Here is a 24,073-nt window from a genome sequence, read left to right on the forward strand (position 1 = left end):
GGTCGTCAGACGGCAACGCGCTCCGCGGACTCGCGGTCAGCGCCCTTCGACGCCGCGCCCGCGCGGGACCGGATGCCGGTCCACGCCGCGACGGAGAAGAGGGCGAGGGCGTTGAGCCCGTGCAGCGCGCCCAGGGCGGCGATGCTGTGGCCCATCAGGCCGAGCGTCACCTGCAGCAGCACGAGGACCAGCACGCCGAACGCGAACGCCACGCCGCGCGGCACCTTGGCGAAGAACGAGCTGATCACCAGGAGCAGGGCCAGCAGCGGGATCACCATCATGCCGTTCATGCCGTGCAGGATGAACGCCTGGAACTCCGGGAAGGGCGCCTCACCCGACTCGAACGCGTTCTCGAAGGTCGCCTTGTCGACGACCCCTCCGTCATCGACCCACAGGCCGAGGCCGGCGTCGCCGTAGACGATGAACATCGCCTGCAGGGCCACCTCGATGGCGACGAGGAAGGCGAGTACCCGGTAGACCTTGCGCATTGCGAACCCCTCTCGGTCTGCGGGGCGTGCGGAGCCCCGGTCAACAGACCATGGTGGCGTGCGACCGGCGCCCGCGACACCGGTTTTCGGTACTAGCCCAGGTGCGCTGGACGAACCCGGCCGAACCCACCCAACTCGGGCCCACAGCGCAGCGAAACCGCAGGTCAGAGCTCGATCTGTCCGCTCTTGTAGGCCGCGGTGACGGCTGCCGTCCGGTCGGTCACCCCCAGCTTCTCGAAGGCCCGGAGCAGGTGCGTCTTCACCGTCGCCTCACCGATGTGCAGCTCGCGCCCGACCGCGGCGTTGGAGAGCCCACGGGCCACGCACTGCAGCACCTGCGCCTCGCGGTCGGTCAGCGTCGGCCCCGCGGGCGTGCGCAGGCGGCTGGCGAGCCGGGCGACCACGGGTGGCGCGAGGACCGTCTCGCCCCGCGCTGCCCGGCGGATGGCGTCGGCCAGGGTCTCGCGCGGGGCGTCCTTGAGGAGGTAGCCGTTCGCGCCGGCCTCGACCGCGCGGACGATGTCGGCGTCGGTGTCGTAGGTCGTGAGCACCAGCACGGCCGGGGCAGGAGGGCTGGCCAGCAGCTGCGCGGTCGCCTCGGCACCGTCCATCACCGGCATCCGCAGGTCCATCAGCACGACGTCCGGGGTGAGCCGGGTCGACATCGCCACCGCCTCGGCGCCGTCCGCGGCCTCGCCCACCACCTCGAAGTCGGCGTGCTCCGACAGCATCGCCACCAGGCCCATCCGCACGACCGGGTGGTCGTCGACGACCAGCAACCGCAACGTCATCGCGGCACCTCCACGCGCAGTCGGGAGCCCTCGCCAGGAGCACTGTCGACATCGAAGCGGCCACCCACCTCCGCCGCCCGGGCGGTCGCGCCGTCGAGTCCGTAGCCCCGCGCCTCGGCGCCGGGCGCGAAGCCGACCCCGTTGTCCGACACCGCGAGTGACACCGGGCCGTCGGGTGCGTAGGAGAGGGCGACCTCGAACGTCGTGGCCCCCGAGTGCCGGCGGACGTTGGACAGCCCCTCCTGGGCGGTGCGCAGCAGCACCACCTCGGAGTTGGCCGGCAGGACGACCGGTTCGCCGTCCACGCGCAGCCGGCCGGCCATCCCGCTCTCGGCCGACACGGCGTCGACCAGCCGCTGCAGCGCCTCCGACAGGGTGCGGGACTGGAGGTGGCCGGGCGTCATCTCGGCGACGATGAGCCGAGCCTCCGACAGGTTGTCGGCGGCGGTCTGCTCGATCAGCCGCAGCCGCTCCCGCACCGCGGCGAGGTCGCCCCGGTCGAGGGCCAGCTCGGTGGCGCGTGCGAGCGTGACGACGGAGGTGAAGCCCTGGGCGAGCGTGTCGTGGATCTCGCGCGAGATCCGTTCGCGCTCACCGGCCACGCCCTGGGCGCGCTCGGCCGCGGCCAGCTCCTCCTGGGCGCGCTTCAGCTCGTCGATGGTGCGGGCCCGTGAGTCGGCCTCGCTGACGATCCGGTCGATGAACAGCCCGAGGGTGAGCGACAGCGCCAGCATGATCGCGGTGCTGATCGCGATGCCGACCAGCTCGGCACCGGTGCGCGGTCCCTGCCAGATGCGCACCAGCGCGATGCCGAGCACGGCGAGGACCACGGTGGTCGCTGCCTTGTTGCGGGGCAGCGTCGCCCAGGTCTGCGGGAACAGCCCGAAGGTGAGGATCCACGCGGTGCCCGTGCCGTCCAGCGCCATCAGCGCGAGCATCAGCACCCACGCGGCGGCCAGGTAGATCACGCCGGCCCGCTCCTGGCGCTCGCCCAGGCCGCGGCGGCCCCAGACGGCATACGCGATGCCGATGGCGACCACGCACGCGAGCTGCCAGCCCAGGTGTTCCTTGTGCTCGGCCACCAGCACGACGACCGTCGTCGCGAGCAGCACCGCGAAGAACCAGTGCCACCACCGGAGCTGGCCGCGCCACATCTCGTCGAGGGCGTGCGCGGACGTCCCCGGCTCCGGCCCGCAGTCGGCGGGCCCGGTGCTGTCGGTGCTCACGGAACCATCATGTCGTGCCGCGCTTCGTCCAGCGGAAGGTGCGGGCACAGACGAGCAGGCCAGCGACCAGCCACGCCGCCAGCACCAGCGCGGTCCGACCGTGCTCCCACGTGCTGGCCATCTCGGCCCCCTGCCAGTCGTCGGGGAAGAAGACCGACCGCATGCCTTGCGCGATCCACTTGAGCGGGAAGATCGACGCCACCTGCTTGAGCCACTCGGGCAGGTCGGTGAACGCGAAGTACACCCCCGAGATGAACTGCAGGATCAGGGTCGGTGCGATCACGATGGCCCCGACCGAGCGCGACGAGGAGGCCAACGAGGAGTAGGCGATCCCGAGCACCGTGCCTGAGGCGACGCCCAGCAGGAAGACCCAGACGAAGGTGCCCCAGCGCGCCGGGTCGGTGGGCAGCTGCACGCCGAACCCGAGCCGCGCCACCGCGATCAGCAGGGCGAACTGGGCCAGGCTGGTGATCGCGACGAGGCCGATCTTGCCGAGGAAGTAGGCCACCGGCGGCATCGGGGTGGACCGCAGCCGCTTGAGGGTGCCGTCGTCCCGCTCCACCGCGACGCTCAGCGCCATCGACTGGAAGCTGGTCAGCATGACCCCGGCCGCCACCATGCCGGGCAGGAAGAAGCGGGCGGCGCTCACGTCGGCGGCGCCGGGCTCCCCGGCGCCGAACTCGTCGCCGAAGATCACCGAGAACATGCTCAGCATCAGGATCGGGAAGATGAAGGAGAAGAACACCGCCTCCTTCTCGCGGAAGTACATCTTCAGCTCGAGGACCGTGCGGTCCCAACCGATGACGGCGGTGTTCACGCGACGACCTCCAGCTCGGGCTCGCCGCCGGTGGCGGCGAGGTGTGGTGCGATCAGGGAGAGATAGGTGTCCTCGAGCGACGGCCGGGTCACGGTGAGCTTGGGGACCTCGCCCCCGAGCTCCCTACCCAGCCGCGCGACCAGGTCGGTCGGCGTGCTGGTCTGCTCGGTGTGCCGGGTGCCCGCCGCGTCCTCCCACGTCACCGTCGCCTGCGAGGACGACCGGCCGCCGAGGTTGGCGGGGGTGTCGAGGGCGAGCATCCGCCCGGCGGCGATGACGCCGACCCGGTCGGCGAGGTGCTCGGCCTCGTCGAGGTAGTGCGTGGTGAGCAGGATCGTCGTCCCCCCGTCGGCCAGCGACCCGATGAGCTCCCAGAAGTCGCGCCGCGCCTGCGGGTCGAAGCCGGTGGTCGGCTCGTCGAGGAACAGCAGGTCCGGGCTGCCGATGATGCCGAGGCCGACGTCGAGGCGTCGGCGCTGACCCCCACTCAGCTTGCCGATCCGGTCGCCGGCCTTGTCGGTGAGCCCGACGGCAGCCAGGACCTCGTCGACGGGGCGGGCGTCGCGGTAGACCTTCGCGGTGCTGGCCAGCGCCTCCCGGGGGGTGATCAGCTCCAGCCCGGTCGACGACTGGAGCACGATGCCGAGCCGGTTGCGCCAGGCGAGGCCGGCCGTCTGGGGATCCTCACCCAGCACCGACACGGTGCCGCCGTCGCGCTTGCGGAAGCCCTCGAGGATCTCGACCGTGGTCGTCTTGCCGGCGCCGTTGGGGCCGAGCAGTGCGAACACCTCGCCACGCTCGATCCGCAGGTCGATCCCGTCGACGGCGGCGCGTTCGCCGTAGGTCTTGCGCAGGCCGGTGACCTGGATGGGTGCGTCTGACATGGCTCCAGCCTGCCGGGTCGGTGGCCGGTCGCGTCAGAGCCGCGCGGTTGAACCGCCGTCCACCGACTGGTGGACCCATCCCCAACGTCGGTATCTCATGCAAAAGGCGAGTTACCGACACCGTGCTGTGTCGCTAACTCGCCTTTTGCATGAGATACCGGCGGGCTCAGTTCGCGGGTGGGGTCGGCTCGGCAGGCGGGGGAGCCTGCTGGGGGGCCGGGGCGGCGGCGGTCGGCGCGGGACCTGAAGCGGTGGCCTCGGCTGCCGACGGGGCGGCGGGTGCAGCGGACGGGGCGGCGGGGGCGCCAGCCGGCGTGCCCCCGGCATACCCGCTGGGGGGCGGGATCGTCGCGTCGCGCTGCCCGAAGTCGACCTTGACCGGGTCGCGCTCCTCGCCCTCGACCTCGAAGTACTCGGCGCGGCCGATGTTGAACATCCCCGCGACGATGTTGGAGGGGACCGTCTCGACCTTGGTGTTGAGCTCGCGGACGTTGGCGTTGTAGTAGCGCCGCGCGGCCGCGATCCGGTCCTCGGTGGAGGTGAGCTCCTGCTGGAGCGCCATGAAGTTCTGGTTGGCCTTGAGGTCGGGGTAGGCCTCGGCGACCGCGATGAGGCGACCGAGCGCCTGGCTCAGCATGCCCTCGCTCTGCGCCTGCTGGGCCGGCGACTGACCGCCGGCCATGGCGGCGGAGCGCGCCTTCATGACGTCCTCGAGGGTCCCGCGCTCGTGCGCGGCGTAGCCCTTGACCGTCTCGACGAGGTTGCCGATCAGGTCGTGCCGCCGCTTGAGCTCGACGTCGATCTGGCGCCAGGCCTCCTGCACCAGGTTGCGCAGCTTGATCAGCCCGTTGTAGACGCCGACCGCCCAGAGCACGATCAGGACGAGCACGACGGCGATGATGATCCAGACCCACATGAGCAAACCCCTTGTCGTTGCGGTGTCCCTGTCGAGCGGTGGCTTCGTCGTTGCGGTGCCTCACGCCACTGCTGAGCAGCCTAGGCCAGACCGAGCTCCTCGAGCCCGTAGACAGAGCGGTACTCGATCCCGGCGTCGGCGAACCGCTGCTCGGCACCGGTGGCCCGGTCGAGGATCGTCGCGATCGCGACCACCTCGCCCCCGGCCTCGCGCACCGCCTCGACCGCGTCGAGCGGGGAGTTCCCAGTGGTGGTCGTGTCCTCCACCACGACGACGCGTCGCCCCTCGACCGACGGGCCCTCGATCCGCTGCTGCAGGCCGTGCGCCTTCCCGGCCTTGCGCACCACGAAGGCGTCCTTGCGGTCCCCGGCCGCCGCGCTGGCGTGCAGGATCGAGGTGGCCACCGGGTCGGCGCCCAGGGTCAGCCCGCCCACGGCGTCGTAGTCGAGGTCGGCGACCAGGTCACGCATCACGATGCCGACCAGCGGGGCCGCCTCGCCGTCGAGGCTGATCCGGCGCAGGTCGACGTAGTAGTCGGCCTCCTTGCCGGACGACAGGGTCACCCGGCCGTGGACGATGGCCTTCGCCTTGATCAGGTCCAGCAGGCGGGCACGGGCGGCAGTGGTGTCGGTCACGGTTCGTGAGCCTACCGAGCCGCCCGGTGCGGTATGCCGCGTGGCCGGACCCGTCGGGCACGCGGTTACTTCCGGGGGCGGTGGACGCTGCCGCCCTGGCGGCGGACCAGCGAGCGGGGCACGACGCGCAGCGCCGCGACGATCGCCTTGTACTGCGGGGACGGGACCGAGACCACCCGTCCCTTGGAGACGTCGTCGAGGCAGTCGCGCACCAGCCGGTCGGCGTCGAGCCACATGAACTCGGGGATGCTCGACATGTCGACGTCGGCGCGCTGGTGGAACTCGGTGTGCGTGAACCCCGGGCACAGCACCGTCGCCGTGACGCCGCTGCCCTTCAGCTCGGCCGCGAGTCCCTCGGTGAACACCGTGACGTAGGACTTGTTGGCGGAGTAGGTGCCCGAGGTGATGAACGACGCGACCGACGAGACGTTGACGATCGCCCCGTGGCCGCGGTCGCGCATGGCGTTGCCGGCGGCGTGCGAGAGCACCATGACCGCCCGGCAGAGGACGTCGAAGTTGGCCTCCTCCTCGGTCACGTCGTGGCGCAGGAACGAGCCCTTGAGCGAGTAGCCGGCGTTGTTGACGAGCAGGTCGACGGGGCGGGCCCGGTCGGCCACCCGCTCGGCGACCTTGCCGGTCTCGGCCCGGTCGGTGAGGTCGGCCACGAGGATCTCGGTGCCGACGCCGTACTTGGCCTGCAGCTCGTCGGACACGTTCTCGAGCCGCGCCCGGTCCCGCGCCACCAGCACCACGTCGTGCCCGCGCTCGGCCAGGGCGTGGGCGAAGGACAAGCCGATGCCGGCAGTGGCGCCGGTGACCAGGGCAGTGCTCATGACGCCACTGTAGGCCGGTCCGCATAGGGTTGCCTGCGTGCGTATTGCCACCTGGAACGTCAACTCGATCCGCTCCCGCATCGACCGCGTGGAGGCGTGGCTGCAACGCACCGACGTCGACGTCCTGGCCATCCAGGAGACCAAGGCCACCGACCCGCAGTTCCCGTTCGACCGGCTGGCAGCGCTCGGCTACGAGGTGGCGCACCATGGGCTCAACCACTGGAACGGTGTCGCGATCGTGTCGCGCGTGGGCATCGAGGACGTCACGCCGTCCTTCGCGGACGCCCCGGCGTGGGGTGACCCGCCGGTCGTCGAGGCCCGCGCGTTGACGGCGACCTGCGGCGGCGTCAAGGTCACCTCGGTCTACGTGCCCAACGGTCGCCAGATCGAGGACCCGCACATGGTCTACAAGCTGGACTGGCTGGCCCGGCTGCGCGACCACGCACGGCAGTCCGTCGACGCCGGCGAGACGGCCGCGATCATGGGCGACTGGAACATCGCGCCGCAGGACGAGGACGTGTGGTCGATGGAGTACTACCTCGACAAGAGCCATGTGTCCCCCGGCGAGCGCGCGGCGTTCCAGGCGATCCTCGACACCGGGTTCGTCGACGTCGTCCGGCCGCACACCTCCGAGCCCGGCACCTTCACCTACTGGGACTACACGCGGTTGGCGTTCCAGAAGCGGCGCGGCATGCGGATCGACTTCATCCTCGGCACCCCGGCCTTCGCCGCTCGCGTCAGTGGCGCGGCGATCGACCGCGAGGAGCGCAAGGGCAAGGGCGCGTCCGACCACGCCCCCGTCGTGGTCCAGCTCGACGCCTGAACCGCTGCGACCCGACTTGCGGCCTGAGGGCTCCGCCGGGCCGCTGAACTTACCGTCGGTAATAATGCTGGTATGACGTCACGCAGCTTCACGGTCGCCGCCCCGGACGGTGCGTTGCTGCGGGTGCAGGAGCACCTCCCCACCGAGGCAGCCGACTCCCCCACCGTCGTGCTCGCCCACGGCTGGACCCTCACGCATGCCTCCTGGCAGCCGGTCGTGGACCGGCTGGTGGCGACGGGCACCCGCGTGGTGACGTACGACCAGCGCGGGCACGGGGTGTCGAGTCCGCTGCGGGGCGAGACCACGGTCCGGATGCTGGGCGACGACCTCGCGGCGGTGCTCGACGTGGTCGCGCCGCACGGCCCGGTCGTCCTCGGCGGCCACTCGATGGGCGGCATGTCCGTGATGGCGTGTGCCGGGTTGCACCGCGACGACTTCCGGTCCCGGGTCGTGGGGGTGGTGCTGGTGGCGACCAGCGCCGACGACCTGCAGAACAGGCTGGGTGTCGTCGAGGGCCGCCTCCTGCGGCTGGCCGCGCGGATGCCCCGCATCCCCGCCGGCCGCTTCGTCACGACCCGGGGCCAACGCCGCCTGCTCTTCGGCATCGACCCGGACCCGGCGCAGGTTCAGCTGACCCGCGACATGGTCGCGGCCACCTCGCTGCCGACGATGGGGCGCTTCTTCGGCGCGCTCGGGGAGCATGACGAGAGTGACGCGCTCGAGGCGCTCGACGGCATACCGACCCTGGTCCTGGTGGGCGACCGCGACCGCCTCACTCCCCCGCGGCACTCGCACCGGTTGGCCGAGCTGGTGCCGCACGCCGAGCTGCGCCTGCTGCCCGGACGCGGTCACATGCTGATGTACGAAGCCACCGACGAGGTGGTCGACGCCCTGCAGTCAGCCCTCGCGGCGAGCACCACGCGTCGGGGCTGATCGCCGCAGCCCGAGCCCCACGGAGGCCACGGCTCCGAGGAGCGCGGCGACGGCGGCGCCCAGGAAGACCGTCTGCACCTGCACGAGCCCGGCGGCCAGCAGGGCCTTGGTGTCGGTCTGGTCGGGCAACGCGGCCACGGTCTCGTAGTAGCGGTGCAGGCCGATCGCGGTGAGGAGCGCGAGGCCGACCACCATCCCGACCATGCGGGCCACGACGACGAGCGCGGACGCGACCCCGTGGGCATCCTCCGGCGCATCGGCGAGCGCCGCGTTGTTCACCGGGGCGAGGGCCAGCCCGATGCCGAGCCCCACCAGCACGAGGACCACGGAGGCCATCGGGCCGTCGAGCGAGCCGTCCTCCCACCCGCTCATGACGAAGAGCCCGACGGTGGCGAGCAGGAGGCCGACCCCGCTGACCAGGCCGTCGCCGAGCCGGCGCAGCGACCAGCCGCCGATCAGCGCGCCCACCGGCACGGCGAGGAGGAACCGCACCAGCACGAACGCCGCGACCGTCTGGGAGTCTGTGAGGGTGAGGCGCGCCAGCACCGGCACGTCGACGACCACCGCGACGAGCGCGGCACCCACCATCAGGCTGACGACGAGGGCAGTGCGGGCCCGCCCGCGCACCACGCCTCGGGCGACCAGCGGCTCGGCGGCCGTGCGGTGCCGCCACAGGTAGAGGCCGAGCGCGACAGCTCCCACGGGGAGCAGCGCGTAGCCGAGCGGGCCGACCACCTCGCGCTCCGGGTCGCTGGCGGCGAAGGTCAGCACCACGCTGCCGAGCGCCAGCCCGAGCAGGACCGCCCCTGGCAGGTCTGCGCGTCGCAACAGTCCCCACCAGCGGGGGGCGGTCACCGCCACGAGCGCGACGACCAGTCCGAGCGCCACCAGCCCGATCGGTGTGAGGAGCCGCGCCGTGTGGCCCGCGAACGGCACGAACGGCACCCCCCACGTCACGTCCGTCGCCAGCCGCGCGGGCGCGGCGAGGGCGAGGACGCCCACGACGACCGCGAGTCCCCCCAGGGCGGTGGGTATGCCGCGTGGTCGCCGCAGCCGCTGACCGCCCACCACCACGACGGTCGCCGCCAGGGCCAGGCCGGCGACGACGTTGAGCCAGAAGATCATCCGCCAGTCCGAGACCGCCAGGACGGCCGCGCCCAGGACCGGCCCGAGCACGCTGCCGACCTCTTGGACCGCCCCCACCACCCCCAGCGCGGTGCCGCGCCGCTCGGGCGGCCAGAGGTCGGCGACGATGGCCAGCGTCGCCGGCACCAGGCCACCGCCGCCGATGCCCTGCAGCACCCGACCGGTGACGAGCACCGGGAGCTCCACGGCCAGTGCCGTGATCGCCGACCCGACCACGAAGATCATCAAGCAGGCCACCAGGATCCGTTGGCGGGCAACGAGATCGGCGAGGCGGCCGATGAGCGGGAGGACCGCGATGTAGCCGAGGAGGAACCCGGAGATGATCGGGGTGGCCTTCTGCAGGGCGTCGATCCCGAGGCCGACGCCGGTCATCATGTCGGTCAGGGCCAGGACGACGACATAGGTGTCCGCCGCGGCGAGCGCCACGGCGACCGAGGCCGTGGCGAGCAGCGCCCTAGGGGCGGGTGATCGCAACGGGCGTCGCCAGGCTCGTGAGGCGCAGGTTGTAGGTCGAGGTCGACCCCTCGTAGAACGGACCCTTGAGGACCACGGTGCGCAGCTGCTTCTCCGTGGTCACGCCATAGGTCACGTCGAAGGTGCCGGAGCGCACCCCGATCACGAAGAGGTCGGCCACCGCGTCGCCCGGGACCTTGCCGGTGAAGGTCGTCAGCACCTCGGACCCGTCGCGCACCTGGCCGGCCCTGGCCGGGGCCTGCGTCTTGCCGATGAGGCTGGTGATGCCGGTCTGCGTGTCGAAGAGCTGGGCCGGGTTGGGGGCGCCGTAGGTCTTCGGGTCGATCTTGTTGTAGCCCGGGGTGAAGAACTTCATGTAGACGTCCTGCTCGACCGCGATGACGTCGACGGTCCCGGTGACCCCGCCGACGGTCGCGTTGAGGGTGCCCTTGAACGACGGCGGCGTGAAGAGTCCGGTCCCCTTGGCCGCGGAGACCCCGATCGCCTTGCTGGGCAGACCGGTCGCGTTGAGCGTGAAGGTGACCGCAGGGCTCTTCTCGAGGTTCGTCCGCGCCGCCGCGAGCTGCTCGGCAGGAGTGCCCTCCTTGGCCGGGGCCTCCTTGTCCTTCGAGCAGCCCACCAGGGTGAGGGCCACGAGGACGGCCGTGCCGGCGATGGCGATTCCCTTCAGGCGCATGACCCAGAGGGTAGTCGGAGGGGACCGCTCCCCATGGTCGCAACGCGGCACCCGACCTAGCGTTCCAGCGAAACCGGCACCCGCCGGCATACCCGAGGGGGAGACTCATGCAGCTGCTCAGCACCCGACGACGCAGGATCGCCACCGCCGTGGCGACGGCGGCCCTGGTCGTCGTCCCACTGGTGGGCGCAGTCGCCGCCAGCGCGGCCACCGCCACCGGCACGGTCAACACGACCGGCAACCCGGGACCGGCGCTCACCGTGCGGGCCAAGCCGACGTCGACATCGGCCGCGGTCGGTTCCCGCGCCGACGGGGCGAGGATCACGATCGTGTGCCAGACCTACGGACAACAGGTGACCGGCACCTACGGCACCACGAAGATCTGGGACAAGGTCAAGAGCGGCGGCTACGTCAGCGACGCCTACATCCGGACCGGGTCCGACGGCCTCGTCGCCCCGCTGTGCGCAGGCAGCACGCCCCCGACCGACCCGACGCCGAGCGCTGCGGTGAGGGCGACCATCGCGGCCGCGAAGTCGATGACCGGCAAGTACCCGTACTCGTGGGGTGGCGGCAACCACAGCGGCCCGACCAAGGGCATCTGCTGCAGCCCCAGTGGCATCGACGACCGACAGACGGTGGGCTTCGACTGCTCGGGGCTGATGGAGTACGCGTTCGCCAAGGGCGCCGGTTTGCGGCTGTCGAGCACCTCACGCAGCCAGTACGCCGACGGACCACGGGTCCCGATCGCGCAGCTGCGCGCCGGCGACCTGGTGTTCTGGTCCGACTCCAGCCGCAGCACCTCGGCCATCCACCACGTCGCGCTCTACATCGGTGGCGGACAGGTCGTCGAGGCCGACCGGGTCAGCGGCCCCGACATCCGGGTGCGGTCCTTCTCGACCGGCGAGTCGGGCGTCATGCCGTCGGTGGTCCGCCCGATCCACTGAGGTCGTGTGCCTGAGCGCGGTCCAGGGGCCGCGCTCAGGCACACGACTGGTGGTCAGGGGAGGCGGGCGTTGCGGCCCGCGGTCCACTGCATCGGGGTGCGGACGGCCATCCGGCCTCACTCCACGTCGTCGGGGGTGGCCTCGTGGCCGGGTTCGTCCTCGGTGCGGCAGTCGGCCTTCATCTCGGCCTCGTAGACGTGCCGGCGCCCGGCCATCAGCTCGTCGCGCACCTGCTGCTCGAGGCGCTTCCAGGTCGCGTAGTAGCCGTCCTCGAAGTCCTCGACCACCTGGAAGGTCCACCGGCCGGTGACGACGTTGCGTCCGACCAGCTCGCGGTCGAGCGTGTCGGCGAGCTCGGCATGTCCGGCCTGCCGCAGCTGCTCGACCGCGTCGCCCAGGGCGAGGTCGGCCGAGCCGGTGAGGCGGTGCAGGCCGTACAGCCGGCCGCGGACCTCCTCGATCGTCTCGAAGGCCTCGCTCAGCTTGCCGACCGCCTCGACCGTGGCGTCGCTGACGCCGTCCGGGCGCCGGTCCAGTCCCTCTTCTCCGGGTCGATGCTCCATGCCCTTCTCCCTACCCACGCGGGGCCGACCCACACCCGCGCCGAGATCCCGGCTCTCGGGGTGCTCCGGGGGCGGAGGCCCGAGAGCTGGGACCCATCTGTTGGAGGGTCAGCGCAGGACGAGGGTGTCGGCGGACTCGTCGACGTCGACCGTGACCGTGTCACCGTCGCGCACGGCGCCGCCGAGGACCGCCTTGGCGAGTCGGTCGCCGATCTCCTTCTGCACCAGCCGGCGCAGGGGCCGAGCCCCGTAGGCCGGGTCGTAGCCGGTGATGGCGAGCCACTCGCGGGCCGCGTCGGTCACCTCGAGGGTGATCCGACGGTCGACCAGTCGGGTGGCGAGCTCACGCACCTGCAGCTCGACGATGTGCGCGAGCTCCGCCGAGGTGAGGGCGTCGAAGACGACCACCTCGTCGAGCCGGTTGAGGAACTCGGGCTTGAACGACGCCCGGACCACGGCCATGACCGCCTCCCGGCGGGCCGAGTCGTCCAGCGTCGGGTCGACGAGGAACTGGCTGCCGAGGTTGCTGGTCATCACCAGGATGACGTTGCGGAAGTCGACCGTACGGCCCTGGCCGTCGGTGAGGCGTCCGTCGTCGAGCACCTGCAGGAGGATGTCGAAGGTCTCGGGGTGCGCCTTCTCCACCTCGTCGAGCAGCACCACCGAGTAGGGGCGCCGCCGCACCGCCTCGGTGAGCTGACCACCCTCCTCGTAGCCGACGTAGCCGGGCGGCGCACCGATGAGGCGCGCGACCGCGTGCCGCTCCGCATACTCACTCATGTCGATGCGCACCATGGCGCGCTCGTCGTCGAAGAGGAAGTCAGCCAGCGACTTGGCGAGCTCGGTCTTGCCCACGCCGGTCGGGCCGAGGAAGAGGAACGAGCCGGTCGGCCGGTCGGGGTCGGCGAGCCCGGCGCGCGACCGGCGGACGGCGTCGGACACCGCCTGGACCGCGGCCGACTGGCCGATCAGGCGGGACCCGATGATCGACTCCATGGACAGGAGCTTCTCGGTCTCGCCCTGGAGCAGGCGACCGGCGGGGATGCCGGTCCACGCCGAGATGACCTCGGCGATGTCGTCGGCACCGACCCGCTCCTTGACCATCAGGTCGCCGTCGCGCAGCCCACTGGCCGCCTCGTCCTCGTTGGCCTGGGCCAGCGCCTTCTCCAGCTCGGGGATCTCGCCGAACTCGATCCGGCTGGCGGTCTCGAAGTCGTACTCGCGGCGGGCCCGTTCCAGCCGGGTCCTGGCCTCGTCGATCTGCGTCTTGAGGTCGCCGACCCGGTTGAGACCGGACTTCTCCGACTCCCAGCGGGCGTTGAGCGCGGCCAGCTCCTCGGACCGGTTGGCGAGGTCCTCACGCAGCCGGGCGAGCCGCTCCACCGAGGCGTCGTCGGTCTCGCGCTCGAGGTGGAGCTCCTCCATCTTGAGCCGGTCGACGGCCCGCCGGAGCTCGTCGATCTCGACCGGGCTGGAGTCGATCTCCATCCGCAGCCGGGACGCAGCCTCGTCGACGAGGTCGATCGCCTTGTCGGGGAGCTGGCGACCGGTGATGTAACGGTCGGAGAGCGAGGCGGCGGCCACGAGTGCGGCGTCCTCGATCTCGACCTTGTGGTGCGCCTCGTAGCGCTCCTTCAGGCCGCGCAGGATCGCCACGGTGTCCTCGACCGAGGGCTCGCCGACGAAGACCTGCTGGAAGCGGCGCTCGAGGGCCGCGTCCTTCTCGATGTGCTGGCGGTACTCGTCGAGCGTGGTGGCGCCGACGAGCCGCAGCTCGCCACGCGCCAGCAGCGGCTTGAGCATGTTGCCGGCGTCCATCGCGCCCTCACCCGACGCGCCCGCACCGACCACGGTGTGCAGCTCGTCGATGAAGGTGACGACCTGGCCGTCGCTGTCCTTGATCTCCTCGAGGACGGCCTTGAGTCGCTCCTCGAACTCGCCCCGGTACTTCGCCCCGGCCACCATCGCCCCGAGGTCGAGACTGATCAGGCGCTTGTCGCGCAGGGACTCCGGCACGTCGCCGTCGACGATGCGCTGGGCGAGGCCCTCGACGACGGCGGTCTTGCCGACGCCGGGCTCGCCGATGAGAACGGGGTTGTTCTTGGTGCGCCGCGAGAGCACCTGCACGACGCGGCGGATCTCGGAGTCGCGGCCGATGACCGGGTCGAGACGGCCGTCGCGGGCGGCCTGGGTCAGGTCGGTGCCGTAGGTCGCAAGCGCCTCGCCCCCCTCGGCCGGCGTCTCGCTGGTCACCGAGCGGCCGCCCCGACTGGCCTCGATCTTGGCCTCCATGTCCTTGGCGCCGCGCTTCTCGACGGCCGCCAGGTGGCCCGTCTCGGCCAGGGCGAGGAGCAGGAGGTCGAGCGCGAGGTAGGTGTCGCCCTTGGCACGCATGAGCGTGTCGGCCTGCTGGAGGACCGCGAGCGCCTCACGACCGAAGGTGGGCGGTTGCGTCGCGCCGGTGGTCGTGGGCAGTGCGCGCAGCCGCGCGTCGGCCTGCCCGAGGACGTGCCCCGCGCCCGTGCCGGCTGCCTGCAGCAGGGCGTCGGCCTGGGCGGTGTCGAGCTGGACGAGGGCGCTGGTGAGGTGGTCGGGGGTGATCTCCGGGTGGCCGGCGTCCTGGGCAGCCCGCTGGGCGAGCGCCAGGGCCTCGGCGACCTTCGCGGTCGGCTTCAGCTCCATGCGTTGACGTGCTCCTTGTCGATGGGGGCGTGTGGTGCTCGACACTCCACCACGGCGTGTCCAGCCGGTGAAACGCTCACAAAGTTGAGCGTATTCCACTCAACCTCGTGCTGGCAGCCCATCGGCTGAACGGTTGATAGTTCAAAAAACGCCGCCCGCCCTCATACCGATGCATTAGTCCTTGTGCATGACCTCATGTATTGTCCTCCGCTTGCAGGGACTGACCCCCCGGAAGGACCTCTCGTGAACCGGCCTCTGGCCCTGCATCGGTATGCCCCCCGTCACCGCGCCGCGCGCGAGACCAAGGGGTTCCGGATCACCGCTCTGGCACTCTGTGTCCCCCTCGCCGCCTCGGCCGGGCTGGGCACCGTCACGTCCGCTGCTGCCGCCACCCCGTCCCGCCTCGCCGACACCTCGGGCGCCCTGGCCGTGGGCAGCGCCGGCTACGCCGTGCCCGCCGGCGCCATCTTCGTGTCGACCGCCGGCAGCGACTCCTACACCGGCACCCAGACCAAGCCGGTCCGCACCGTCGCCCGCGCCATCGCCCTGGCCGCCAGCGGCGGCACCGTGGTCCTGCGCAAGGGGACCTACCACGAGACCGTGACCGTCACGAAGAAGGTGACGATCCAGAACTACCCGAAGGAAGCCGCCTGGCTCGACGGATCGGTCAGCGTGAGCGGCTGGGTCAAGGACGGCAACGCCTGGCGGCACGACAAGTGGACCCCGCGCTTCGACGCGAGCGTCGGCTTCACCAAGGGTGACCGGGACGGCACCAGCCCCGGCTGGCAGTACGTCAACCCGGCCTACCCGATGGCTGCACACCCCGACCAGCTCTTCCGCAGCGGCGTGCAGCAGCGCCAGGTCGCGTCGCGCTCCGCCGTGGGCGCCGGCAAGTTCTTCCTCGACACCGCGACCTCCAAGCTCTACCTGGGCAGCGACCCCGCGGGCCGCAGCATCCGCGGCACCACCCTCGCCAAGGCGATGAGCATCCGGGCCGCCGGCACCGTCGTCCGCGGCATCGGCATCAAGAACTACGCGCCGAGCATCTGGCACATCGGCGCGGTGACGGTGGAGAGCCCCAGCGTCCGCATCGAGAACGTCGTGATCCAGGACACCGCCACCATCGGCCTGGGCATCATCGCCTCCGACGCCATCGTCAACCGCACCAGCGTGGTGCGGGCCGGCCTGCTGGGCGTGCACGCAGCGACCGCCGACCGCCTGCAGGTGCTGCGCAGCCGCCTGGACGGCAACAACTGGGAGCGGTTCAACAGCGCCCCCGTGTCCGGTGGGATCAAGGTCGGTCGCTCGCGCGGCGTCCTGGTCAAGGACAGCTCGGTCTCGAAGAACCTCGGCCACGGGTACTGGTCCGACGTCTCGGTCTACGACACCAAGCTGGTCAACAGCAACTTCAACCAGAACTCGGCCACCGGCGTCTTCCTGGAGATCTCGGCCCGCGGCACCGTCGTCAACAACCTGATCTACGGCAACGGCGCCGAGGGCATCAAGGTCAACAACACCAGCACCGTGCTGATCTACAACAACACCGTGCTCCGCAACGCCCGGCCGATCAACATCGTCCAGGACTCCCGCACCAAGGCCAACACCTCCTACGGTGACGACACGCGCTACCCGAACGACCCCGAGATGACCTGGCTGGTGGGACCGGTGACGCTGCGCAACAACGTGATCGGCCTGCCCAACGACAACACCAACTGCGTGCTCTGCGTCGAGGACTACACCCACCAGCGCACCGCCGCGCAGATGGGCGTCACGAGCAACGGCAACGTGTTCAACCGGGACAACACCTCGGACCCCAACTGGCTGACGGTCTGGAGCCGTGGCACGACGAACGTCAACCCGGCGGTCTACAGCTCGCTCGCCGCGCACCGTTCGGGCACCGGGCAGGACAAGACCAGCGTGGCCTACAACGGCTCGTACGCCGTCACGTCCACCGGGCACCTGTCGGGCACCACGCAGGCCCAGGCGGGCAGCATCGCCACCGGCCTGCCCTCCTCGCTCGCGACCCTCACCGGCGAGTCGCCCGGCGAGAAGTGGCTGGGCGTCTGGGGTCGCTGACCCCACAGCACCTCGAGAGGGGCCGGCACCTTCGGGTGCCGGCCCCTCTCGCATGCCCGAGGCATGCCGCGCGCCCCCGGTGACCAACAGGACGCAGCAAGGGGCGCGAAGAGCCGGCGGGTATGTCGCGAGCGCGCCCGGGCCACGCGGCATACCTGCGCTGGCGGGTGGGTCAGCCGTCGGCGACGAAGCGGCGCACCGAGTCGAGTGCCACGAGGTGGGCCCCCGTGAGGACCGCGCCGTCGCGCACCTCGGTCGGCAGGACCCGCGGGTGCACCGGCGCGATGCTGGCGGTGGCCTCGGCGACGCGTTCGCACAGCGCCGGGCCACCCGCGACGGAGACCGGTCCGGTCAGCACGACGAGGCCGGGGTCGACGACCGCACACACGGCGGCCACCCCGACGGCGAGCCGGTGGGCGAGGTCGTCGAGCAGGGCGGGGTCGCCGGCCGCGATGGCGCTGACCGCGTCGGTCGCCTCGACGCCGTGGGTGCGGGCCAGCTCGAGGATCGCCTCCTCGCCCGCGAGCCGCTGGAAGGCGCCCTTGTCGCGGCGGCTGATGTGGTGGGGCAGCTCGACCCCGGGGACGGGCAGGTAGCCGAGCTCGCCGGCCGCTCCGGACGCCCCGCGGTGCACCTCGCCGCTGAGGACGATGGCCGAGCCGATACCGCGCCCGACCCACAGCAGCACGAAGTCCTGCACGTCACGCGCCGCACCGGCGCGGTGCTCGGCGACCGCGGCGAGGTTGACGTCGTTGTCGATGCGCACGTCGACGCCGAGGGCCTGCTCGAGCGGCGCGTGGACGTTGCTCTGCCACCTCGGCAGGTCGAACGAGAAGCCGACGTCGCCGGTCTCCGGCAGGACCAGTCCCGGCAGCCCGATCGCCACGCCGCGCAGGCGGTCACGACCCACCCCGGCGGCCGACAGAGCGGCGTCGACAGCGGCCTGGACGGCGACCACGGGGTCGCTCTTCGGACCCCGGGCAGGCACGGACACCCGCACCCGGGGACCCTCGGTGCCGACGAGGTCGCAGGCCGACGCGACGAGCTGCCTGGGACCGACGTCGACCCGACGACGTAGGCGGCGGAGGCGATCACCCCGTGCACCTCGGCGTTGGGGCCACGGGCCCCGGAACGCGTGCCGACGATCTCGGCCAGGCCGAGCTCACCCAGTCGTCCGAGCAGCTGGCCGGTGGTGACCTTGGACAGCCCGGTGAGGGTCGCGAGCTCCGCCCGCGAGAGGGGACCGTGCTCGACGAGGAGGCCCAGCGCGGCCCGGACGTTCATCTCGCGCATCAGGCTGGGGGTGCCGGTCAGGGCCGGGTGGCGGGTCGGGGCGCTGGTCACGGGCCTCACTGTTCCAGTCGGAAACAATTTGGGCAAGACTCTTTCCGGAAACTTTATTGCCTGTTACGGTGGCGCCAGCGGAGGACCTGCCCAGTGGCGACGATGCCCTGGCCTGTCTCTAGGAGGACGTAGTGAAGCAGCGGTGGACAGCGCCTGCGCTGGCGGCGGCGGTGGGTCTGACCCTCGCGCTCAGTGCCTGCGGCGGCGACGCCAAGTCGGGTTCGGGCGACAAGGCCGAGAAGAACGCACTCACGGTGTGGCTCATGAACGGATCCGTGCCGGACAAGGTGGTCCAGGAGGTCAACGCCGACCTGGCCAAGCAGCACCCCGGCGCGACCGTCACGGTCGAGGTCCAGGAGTGGAACGGCATCCAGGACAAGCTCACGACCGCACTGGCCGGCAACAACCCGCCGGACGTCATCGAGATGGGCAACACCCAGAACGCCAAGTTCAGCCAGTCGGGCGCGCTGCTCGACCTCGACGCCGACAAGGCCAAGCTGGGGATCGACTCCTGGTCCAAGGGCATGGCGTCCTCGGGCGTCTGGGACGGCAAGACCTACGGCGCCCCGCTGCTCGCGGCGAACCGCGTCGTCATCTACCGCACCGACCTCTTCGAGAAGGCCGGCGTCGCCGTGCCCAAGACGTTCGACGAGTGGGTGGCCGCGACCAAGAAGCTCAACCAGGCGAACGCCTCCACCAAGAACTTCCAGGGCATCTACCTGCCCGGCCAGAGCTGGTACGTCTTCGCGGGCCTGCTCTGGGATGCCGGCGGCGACCTGGCCGTCAAGGACGGCGACGCATGGAAGGGCGGGCTCGACACCCCGGCCGCCGCAGAGGCGATGAGCAAGTACGCCCAGCTCCAGTCCCTCTCCAAGGCACCGAAGGACGTCGACGAGGCCACCCCACAGCAGTTCGAGGTCTTCGCCGAGGGCAACGTCGCGCAGATGATCGGCCTGCCCTGGGAGATGGGCTCGGCGGTCGGCGCCAACAAGAAGCTGGACGGCAAGGTCGCGGTCTTCCCGATCCCCAGCAGCAGCGCGGACAAGTCCGGCTCGGTCTTCCTCGGTGGCTCCAACGTCGGCATCTCGGCCGGGTCGGACTCACCGAAGCTCGCCGCCGACTGGCTGGCGCTGATGACCGGCGAGAAGTACCAGACCGAGCTCGCCCTCGCCTCCAACGTCGTCCCGAACCGGACCGCCCTGCTGTCCAAGCTCACCGACCCGACCGCCAAGACCATGGCCGCCGCAGCAGCGAACGGCAAGGTCACCCCGGTCGACCCGCGGTGGGCCGGCGTCGAGGCCGGGGCCAACCCCGTCAAGGACTACATGACCGCGGTCCTCACCGGCACCGATCCCGCGACCGCCGGAGCCAAGGCGAGCGCCGAGATCACCAAGCGCATGAGCGGAGCGCTCTGACCAGCCCCACCGCGGTCCGTCCCCCGACGGCCGCGCCGCCCCCGGCACACCTCCGCCGTCGGGGGCGGCGCGGCACCACCCAGGGAGGCGGTCCCGCGGGCCGCTTCCTGCCGCTGCTGCTGATCGCACCGACAGTCCTCACCCTCATCGCGCTGATGGGCTGGCCGTTGGTCAACAACGTCCTGCTCTCACTGCGCAAGGTCACCCTCCGCGAGCTGATCAGCCGTGAGGTCGTGTGGGTCGGGTTCGACAACTACCGCGTGATCCTGGCCGATCCCGACTTCTGGCACGCGGTGGTCCGTTCGGTGCTGTTCACCGCAGCCTGCGCCGCCACCACGATGCTGGTCGGCGTCCTGATGGCGATGCTGCTGGTGCGACTGCCGCGCGTCCCCAAGGTGCTGCTGTCGATCAGCCTGGTGCTGGCGTGGGCGACTCCGGTCCTGGCCGCGACCACGGTCTTCCAGTGGCTGTTCGACACCGACTTCGGGGTGGTCAACTGGCTGCTGGCCAAGGTCGGCTTCGACACCGAGGGCCACTCGTGGTTCTCCACCGGGCCCTCGACCTTCCTCGTCGCCGGTCTGCTCGTCGTCTGGCAGGCCGTCCCGCTCGTCGTCTTCAGCATCTCCGCGGCCCTCCAGACCGTGCCGGTCGAGCTCGACGAGGCTGCCGTCATCGACGGCGCCAGCGCGAGCCAGCGGTGGTGGTCGATCACGTTCCCGTTGGTGCGCCCCATGATCGGCGTCCTCGCGTTCCTCCAGGTGATCTGGGACTTCAAGGCGTTCACCCAGGTCTACGCGCTGCGCAAGGGCGGCCCGGACTCCTCGACGACCACCCTGCCGATCCTGATCTACCAGCAGGGCATCGCGCGCAGCCAGTTCGGTCTCGCAGCCGCCGCGTCGGTCATCACCGTCGCGATCCTGCTGGTCCTGCTCGCCCTCTACGTCCGCTCTGCCGTCCGCGCCGAGGAGGTGCGATGAGAGCCAGCCGCCGCACCCGCGGCATACAGTCCGGCGTCGCGCTGGTGCTCGCCGCGCTCTGGGCGTTCCCCGTCTACTGGATGGCGGTCACCGCCATCAAGCCGCGCTCGGACGTCATCTCGCGCACCCCGGTCTTCGTCCCCACCGCGCCCACCCTCGAGCACCTGCGGACCGCCATCGACGCCCCCGGCTTCTGGCACTTCGCCCGCAACAGCCTCGTGCTCACGGTCGGAGCCGTCGTCATCGCGCTGCTCATCGCACTCGCGTCCGCCTGGGCCAGCGCGCGCTACTTCTTCAAGGGGCGCAAGGCGTTCCTCATCACGATCATGGCCGCCCAGCTCGCGCCGTGGGAGGCCATGCTCATCCCGATCTTCATCGTCTACCGCGACACCGGCGGGCTCGACGTGCTGCTCGCCCTCATCCCGCTCTACATGGTGATGGTGCTGCCCTTCACGGTCTGGACCATGCGTGGCTTCATCGCGGCGGTGCCGGTCGAGCTGGAGGAGGCGGCGCTGGTCGACGGGTGCTCGCGCGGTCAGGCGTTCCGCCGCATCGTGTTCCCCCTGTTGGCGCCGGGGGTGATGGCCACCTCGCTGTTCGGGTTCATCACCATCTGGAACGAGTTCGTGTTCGTCAACGCCCTCATGCAGTCAGAGCCCAATTCCACGCTCCCACTGTGGATCTCGGCCTTCCAGACGGTGTTCGGCACCGACTGGGGCGCCACCATGGCGGCGTCGACGTTGTTCACCCTGCCCGTGATCGCGTTGTTCGCGGTCCTGCAGCGCCGGGCCGTGGGTGGCCTGGCCGCGGGGGCGGTGAAGGGATGAGCGACATCCAGGAGCTCGGGTATGCCGCCGGGGCCGGGTCGGCGGACCTGCGCCGCCTCGCGCTCGCCGTGATCCAGCCCGGCTTCACCGGGCTGACGGCTCCGTCGTGGCTGCTGGAGCGGCTGGCCGACGGCCTGGGTGGGGTGGCGCTCTTCGCCCGCAACATCCAGACACCGGCGCAGGTCGCGGCGCTCACCGCGCAGATCCACGGGGCCAACCCCGCTGCCCTGGTGGCGATCGACGAGGAGGGCGGCGACGTCACCCGGCTCGAGCACTCGACCGGCTCGTCGTGGCCCGGCAACCTCGCCCTCGGCGCGGTCGACGACGTCGCACTGACCGAGGCGGTCGCCGCCGAGATCGGCGCCGCCCTGGCCGAGATCGGCATTGACCTCGACTACGCGCCGGACGCCGACGTCAACGTCGAGGCCGCCAACCCGGTGATCGGGGTGCGCAGCTTCGGCGCCGACCCCGAGCTGGTGGCGCGGCACACGGCCGCGTGGGTGAGCGGGCTCCAGTCGGCGGGCGTGCTGGCCTGCGCCAAGCACTTCCCCGGGCACGGCGACACCGGCGTCGACAGCCACCACGACCTCCCCGAGGTCGAGCTCGGCGACCCGGCGACCAGCCCGTGGCTGGTGCCGTTCCGAGCCGCCGCGGCGGCCGGCGCGGCGGCGATCATGAGCGCCCATGTGCGGGTGCCCGGCATCGACGACCGGCCCGCCACCCTGGCCCCCTCGATCATGGGTGAGCTGCTGCGTGACGGGCTCGGGTTCACCGGCCTGGCCCTGTCGGACGGGCTCGAGATGGGCGCCGTCGCGGGGCCGCTCGGCGTGGCCGAGGGGGCCGTGCAGGCGGTCCTGGCCGGGGTCGACGCGCTGTGCATCGGTGGCGGGCTGGCCGACGCCGAGACCGTCGACACCGTGGCCGCCGCCCTGGTGTCCGCCGTCGAGTCCGGACGGCTGCCCCTGGCGCGGCTCGTGGAGGCCGGCGACCGGGTGGCTGCGGCCGCCCGGCTGCGGGACCGGCTGCAGGCCTCAGCCGCGCGACGCCCGGGACGTCCCGCCTCCGGTGCCGCCCGCGCCGGTCGATCCGCCGCGGCGCGGGCCCTGCGCGTGCGCGGTGCGGTCCCCGCCCCGGACCCGTCGACCCGCCCCTGCCTCCTCGAGCTCGTCGCCCCCAGCAACATCGCCGTCGGTGACGACACCCCGTCCGGCATCACGACCGCCGTCGCCCGCCGGTGGCCGGGCCTGGTGCCGCTGCGGGTGACCGACCGGTCCGGGGTGCGGGCCGGCCTCGAGGGTGCACGGGGACGCCCGGTGTGGGTGGTGGTGCGCGACCCGCACCGCCACCAGTGGATGGACGCCCTGGTCGCCGAGGTCGTGCGGACCCGACCGGACGCCGTCGTCGTCGACACGGGGTGGCCGGGGTGGCACCCACCGGCCGGGGCGACCCACGTGGTCACCCATGGTGCGTCGTGGGCCAGCGGTGAGGCCGTGGTGGAGCTGCTCGCCCCCTGAGCCGACGCGGGCGTCGGTCGGTGTCGGGGTCAGGCGGGCGGGGTCAGGCGGGGTCGGGGTCGTACCAGCCCCCGCGCTCCTCGGCCAACGCGCTGAACCGGTCACGCAGCCCGGACTCGACCGGACCGGACTCGTCGGCCACCATCTCCTCGACCACGTGCACGGCCCACTCGTGGTCCTCGGAGTCGTCCTCGCCGGCCAGCGCCTCGCGCACGACCCGCACCTCCGAGAACCCCTCGTGCGTCAGCTCGGCGGCGACGTCGTCGGCGGTCTCCCGATCAGGGAAGACCAGCAGATGCTCACTCACAGGCCGAGTATGCCGCGCGGCCGGGTCAGCCCGTCCAGCGACAGGCTCGCTCGAGCCTGGCTCGCTCGGCGGCGTGGGTGAGGGTCAGCCGGAAGCGCACCCAGCGGTCGGGCACCTTCATGTGCCAGACGAAGTCGTCCCAGTCGCTGGCCACGGCGAGCCGGCGCTCCATCACCGCGAGGGGCATGGCGCGACGGGCGGCCTCGCGCTCCACCCAGCGCTCGGTCGCGGACGCGACCCAGCCGGTGCAGACGGTGTCGCCCCGCTCGGCGTGCACGAGCTCGTGCCAGAGCGAACAGCGCTCCTCCTCGAGGCTGCGCCCGGAGCGCAGGACGATCGCCCGCCGCGAGTGGTAGTAGCGACCCGGCTCGACGATCGGTTGACGCAGCAACACGACGTCGCGCATCTCGCCCAGCACCGACCAGGGGTCAGGCACCCCTGATGCGTCGCTCGATGGCGTCAAGCCGGCTCCTCACGTCGTCGATCAGCGCGAGGACCTCCTCGTCGCTGATCCCTGACCGGGTCCGCGGGCCCGGCGCGGTCACGAAGCCCCCATCCTGCGACTCGGCACTGACAGGGTCGCCCCGGTCGTCCAGCTCCAGCACCTCGAGCACCTTGGCACGCTTGACGTCCTGGACCCCGAGGCCGTCCTCGACGCGCTTCCAGGTGATGGAGGAGATGCGGGCCTCGCGGGCCGCCTGCTCCTTGCTCCAACCCTGGGACATCCGCGCCTTCGCGACCTTTTGTCCCAACCGTGCCAGCTGCTCCGGATTCATGCCTCG

General features: G+C 71.7%; 23 protein-coding genes and 1 pseudogene. 8 read left to right on the forward strand and 16 right to left on the reverse strand.

Translation table 11 applies throughout. The annotated features are described in order from the left end of the window. Positions 1-5: 5 nt before the first annotated feature. The 8 genes from BLQ34_RS13095 to BLQ34_RS13130 all read right to left on the reverse strand — a co-directional run bounded on the left by BLQ34_RS13095 (position 6) and on the right by BLQ34_RS13130 (position 6,590). The gene (locus BLQ34_RS13095; protein ID WP_091786267.1) at positions 6-488 is read right to left on the reverse strand and encodes a hypothetical protein; all 483 of its coding nucleotides are present in this window, start codon (positions 486-488) and stop codon (positions 6-8) included. A gap of 164 nt (positions 489-652) precedes the next feature. Next, positions 653-1,279: a response regulator gene (locus BLQ34_RS13100; RefSeq protein ID WP_091786270.1), complete on the reverse strand. Its 627-nt coding sequence runs from the start codon at positions 1,277-1,279 to the stop codon at positions 653-655. Beyond that, complete coding sequence (locus BLQ34_RS13105) at positions 1,276-2,505, reverse strand: sensor histidine kinase (RefSeq protein WP_091786273.1); 1,230 nt, start codon at positions 2,503-2,505, stop codon at positions 1,276-1,278. The genes BLQ34_RS13100 and BLQ34_RS13105 overlap by 4 nt, the downstream gene beginning before the upstream one ends. A gap of 7 nt (positions 2,506-2,512) precedes the next feature. Next, positions 2,513-3,322: an ABC transporter permease gene (locus BLQ34_RS13110; protein ID WP_091786275.1), complete on the reverse strand. Its 810-nt coding sequence runs from the start codon at positions 3,320-3,322 to the stop codon at positions 2,513-2,515. After that, the gene (locus tag BLQ34_RS13115; RefSeq protein ID WP_091786278.1) at positions 3,319-4,206 is read right to left on the reverse strand and encodes an ABC transporter ATP-binding protein; all 888 of its coding nucleotides are present in this window, start codon (positions 4,204-4,206) and stop codon (positions 3,319-3,321) included. The genes BLQ34_RS13110 and BLQ34_RS13115 overlap by 4 nt, the downstream gene beginning before the upstream one ends. Before the next feature lie 166 nt (positions 4,207-4,372). Further along, complete coding sequence (locus BLQ34_RS13120) at positions 4,373-5,122, reverse strand: LemA family protein (RefSeq protein ID WP_091786280.1); 750 nt, start codon at positions 5,120-5,122, stop codon at positions 4,373-4,375. 80 nt (positions 5,123-5,202) lie between these two features. Further along, positions 5,203-5,757, reverse strand: coding sequence for an orotate phosphoribosyltransferase (gene pyrE / locus BLQ34_RS13125; RefSeq protein WP_091786283.1), 555 nt, complete (start codon positions 5,755-5,757; stop codon positions 5,203-5,205). 65 nt (positions 5,758-5,822) lie between these two features. Further along, positions 5,823-6,590 (reverse strand): SDR family NAD(P)-dependent oxidoreductase, encoded by a 768-nt coding sequence (locus BLQ34_RS13130; protein WP_091786286.1) that lies wholly within the window; start codon positions 6,588-6,590, stop codon positions 5,823-5,825. 37 nt (positions 6,591-6,627) lie between these two features. On the opposite strand from BLQ34_RS13130, the gene BLQ34_RS13135 reads away from it, so the two are divergent. Next, a complete protein-coding gene (locus tag BLQ34_RS13135) occupies positions 6,628-7,413 on the forward strand; it encodes an exodeoxyribonuclease III (RefSeq protein ID WP_091786289.1) in 786 nt (261 codons plus the stop codon). 72 nt (positions 7,414-7,485) lie between these two features. After that, complete coding sequence (locus BLQ34_RS13140; RefSeq protein ID WP_091786292.1) at positions 7,486-8,346, forward strand: alpha/beta fold hydrolase; 861 nt, start codon at positions 7,486-7,488, stop codon at positions 8,344-8,346. Here the strand turns inward: BLQ34_RS13140 and BLQ34_RS13145 are convergent. Together BLQ34_RS13145 and BLQ34_RS13150 are read right to left on the reverse strand one after the other, a co-directional pair. Then, positions 8,311-9,918, reverse strand: a complete 1,608-nt coding sequence (locus tag BLQ34_RS13145; protein ID WP_331712504.1) for an MFS transporter — start codon at positions 9,916-9,918, stop codon at positions 8,311-8,313. The genes BLQ34_RS13140 and BLQ34_RS13145 overlap by 36 nt on opposite strands. Positions 9,919-9,946: 28 nt before the next feature. After that, on the reverse strand, positions 9,947-10,642 hold the full coding sequence (locus tag BLQ34_RS13150; RefSeq protein WP_157693042.1) for an LppX_LprAFG lipoprotein: 696 nt from the start codon (positions 10,640-10,642) through the stop codon (positions 9,947-9,949). 107 nt (positions 10,643-10,749) lie between these two features. On the opposite strand from BLQ34_RS13150, the gene BLQ34_RS13155 reads away from it, so the two are divergent. After that, positions 10,750-11,586, forward strand: coding sequence for a C40 family peptidase (locus tag BLQ34_RS13155; RefSeq protein ID WP_091786301.1), 837 nt, complete (start codon positions 10,750-10,752; stop codon positions 11,584-11,586). Between the two features lie 116 nt (positions 11,587-11,702). On the opposite strand, the gene BLQ34_RS13160 is transcribed toward BLQ34_RS13155, so the two are convergent. Next, complete coding sequence (locus tag BLQ34_RS13160; RefSeq protein WP_091786304.1) at positions 11,703-12,149, reverse strand: hypothetical protein; 447 nt, start codon at positions 12,147-12,149, stop codon at positions 11,703-11,705. Positions 12,150-12,257: 108 nt separating this feature from the next. Beyond that, entirely contained in the window at positions 12,258-14,831 is a 2,574-nt protein-coding gene (gene clpB, locus BLQ34_RS13165) for an ATP-dependent chaperone ClpB (RefSeq protein ID WP_091786307.1), read from the reverse strand. 243 nt (positions 14,832-15,074) lie between these two features. On the opposite strand from clpB, the gene BLQ34_RS13170 reads away from it, so the two are divergent. Further along, a complete protein-coding gene (locus BLQ34_RS13170; protein WP_091786310.1) occupies positions 15,075-16,907 on the forward strand; it encodes a right-handed parallel beta-helix repeat-containing protein in 1,833 nt (610 codons plus the stop codon). Between the two features lie 172 nt (positions 16,908-17,079). Here BLQ34_RS13170 and BLQ34_RS13175 read toward each other — a convergent pair. Further along, positions 17,080-17,961, reverse strand: a pseudogene (locus tag BLQ34_RS13175) (ROK family protein); the annotation flags it as partial. A gap of 421 nt (positions 17,962-18,382) precedes the next feature. Here BLQ34_RS13175 and BLQ34_RS13180 point away from each other — a divergent pair. The 4 genes from BLQ34_RS13180 (at position 18,383) to BLQ34_RS13195 (ending at position 22,984) form a co-directional block, all read left to right on the forward strand. Beyond that, positions 18,383-19,666 (forward strand): extracellular solute-binding protein, encoded by a 1,284-nt coding sequence (locus tag BLQ34_RS13180; protein WP_172829406.1) that lies wholly within the window; start codon positions 18,383-18,385, stop codon positions 19,664-19,666. Positions 19,667-19,821: 155 nt separating this feature from the next. Beyond that, entirely contained in the window at positions 19,822-20,643 is an 822-nt protein-coding gene (locus tag BLQ34_RS13185) for a carbohydrate ABC transporter permease (RefSeq protein WP_197674701.1), read from the forward strand. Then, positions 20,640-21,470 (forward strand): carbohydrate ABC transporter permease, encoded by an 831-nt coding sequence (locus tag BLQ34_RS13190; RefSeq protein ID WP_091786316.1) that lies wholly within the window; start codon positions 20,640-20,642, stop codon positions 21,468-21,470. Before BLQ34_RS13185 ends, BLQ34_RS13190 begins: the two co-directional genes overlap by 4 nt. Then, positions 21,467-22,984 (forward strand): glycoside hydrolase family 3 protein, encoded by a 1,518-nt coding sequence (locus BLQ34_RS13195; protein WP_091786319.1) that lies wholly within the window; start codon positions 21,467-21,469, stop codon positions 22,982-22,984. The genes BLQ34_RS13190 and BLQ34_RS13195 overlap by 4 nt, the downstream gene beginning before the upstream one ends. Positions 22,985-23,027: 43 nt before the next feature. Here the strand turns inward: BLQ34_RS13195 and BLQ34_RS13200 are convergent, their stop codons facing one another. From BLQ34_RS13200 to BLQ34_RS13210, 3 genes are read right to left on the reverse strand one after another with little or no spacing between them, the layout of a single operon-like run. After that, on the reverse strand, positions 23,028-23,291 hold the full coding sequence (locus tag BLQ34_RS13200) for a ribonuclease E inhibitor RraB (RefSeq protein ID WP_091786322.1): 264 nt from the start codon (positions 23,289-23,291) through the stop codon (positions 23,028-23,030). Between the two features lie 25 nt (positions 23,292-23,316). Further along, positions 23,317-23,727 (reverse strand): hypothetical protein, encoded by a 411-nt coding sequence (locus BLQ34_RS13205; RefSeq protein ID WP_091786326.1) that lies wholly within the window; start codon positions 23,725-23,727, stop codon positions 23,317-23,319. Continuing rightward, complete coding sequence (locus BLQ34_RS13210) at positions 23,720-24,067, reverse strand: helix-turn-helix domain-containing protein (protein ID WP_157693044.1); 348 nt, start codon at positions 24,065-24,067, stop codon at positions 23,720-23,722. Before BLQ34_RS13210 ends, BLQ34_RS13205 begins: the two co-directional genes overlap by 8 nt. Between the last annotated feature and the right edge of the window lie 6 nt (positions 24,068-24,073).

The sequence above is a fragment of the Pedococcus dokdonensis genome, from assembly GCF_900104525.1.
Lineage (GTDB): Bacteria > Actinomycetota > Actinomycetes > Actinomycetales > Dermatophilaceae > Pedococcus > Pedococcus dokdonensis.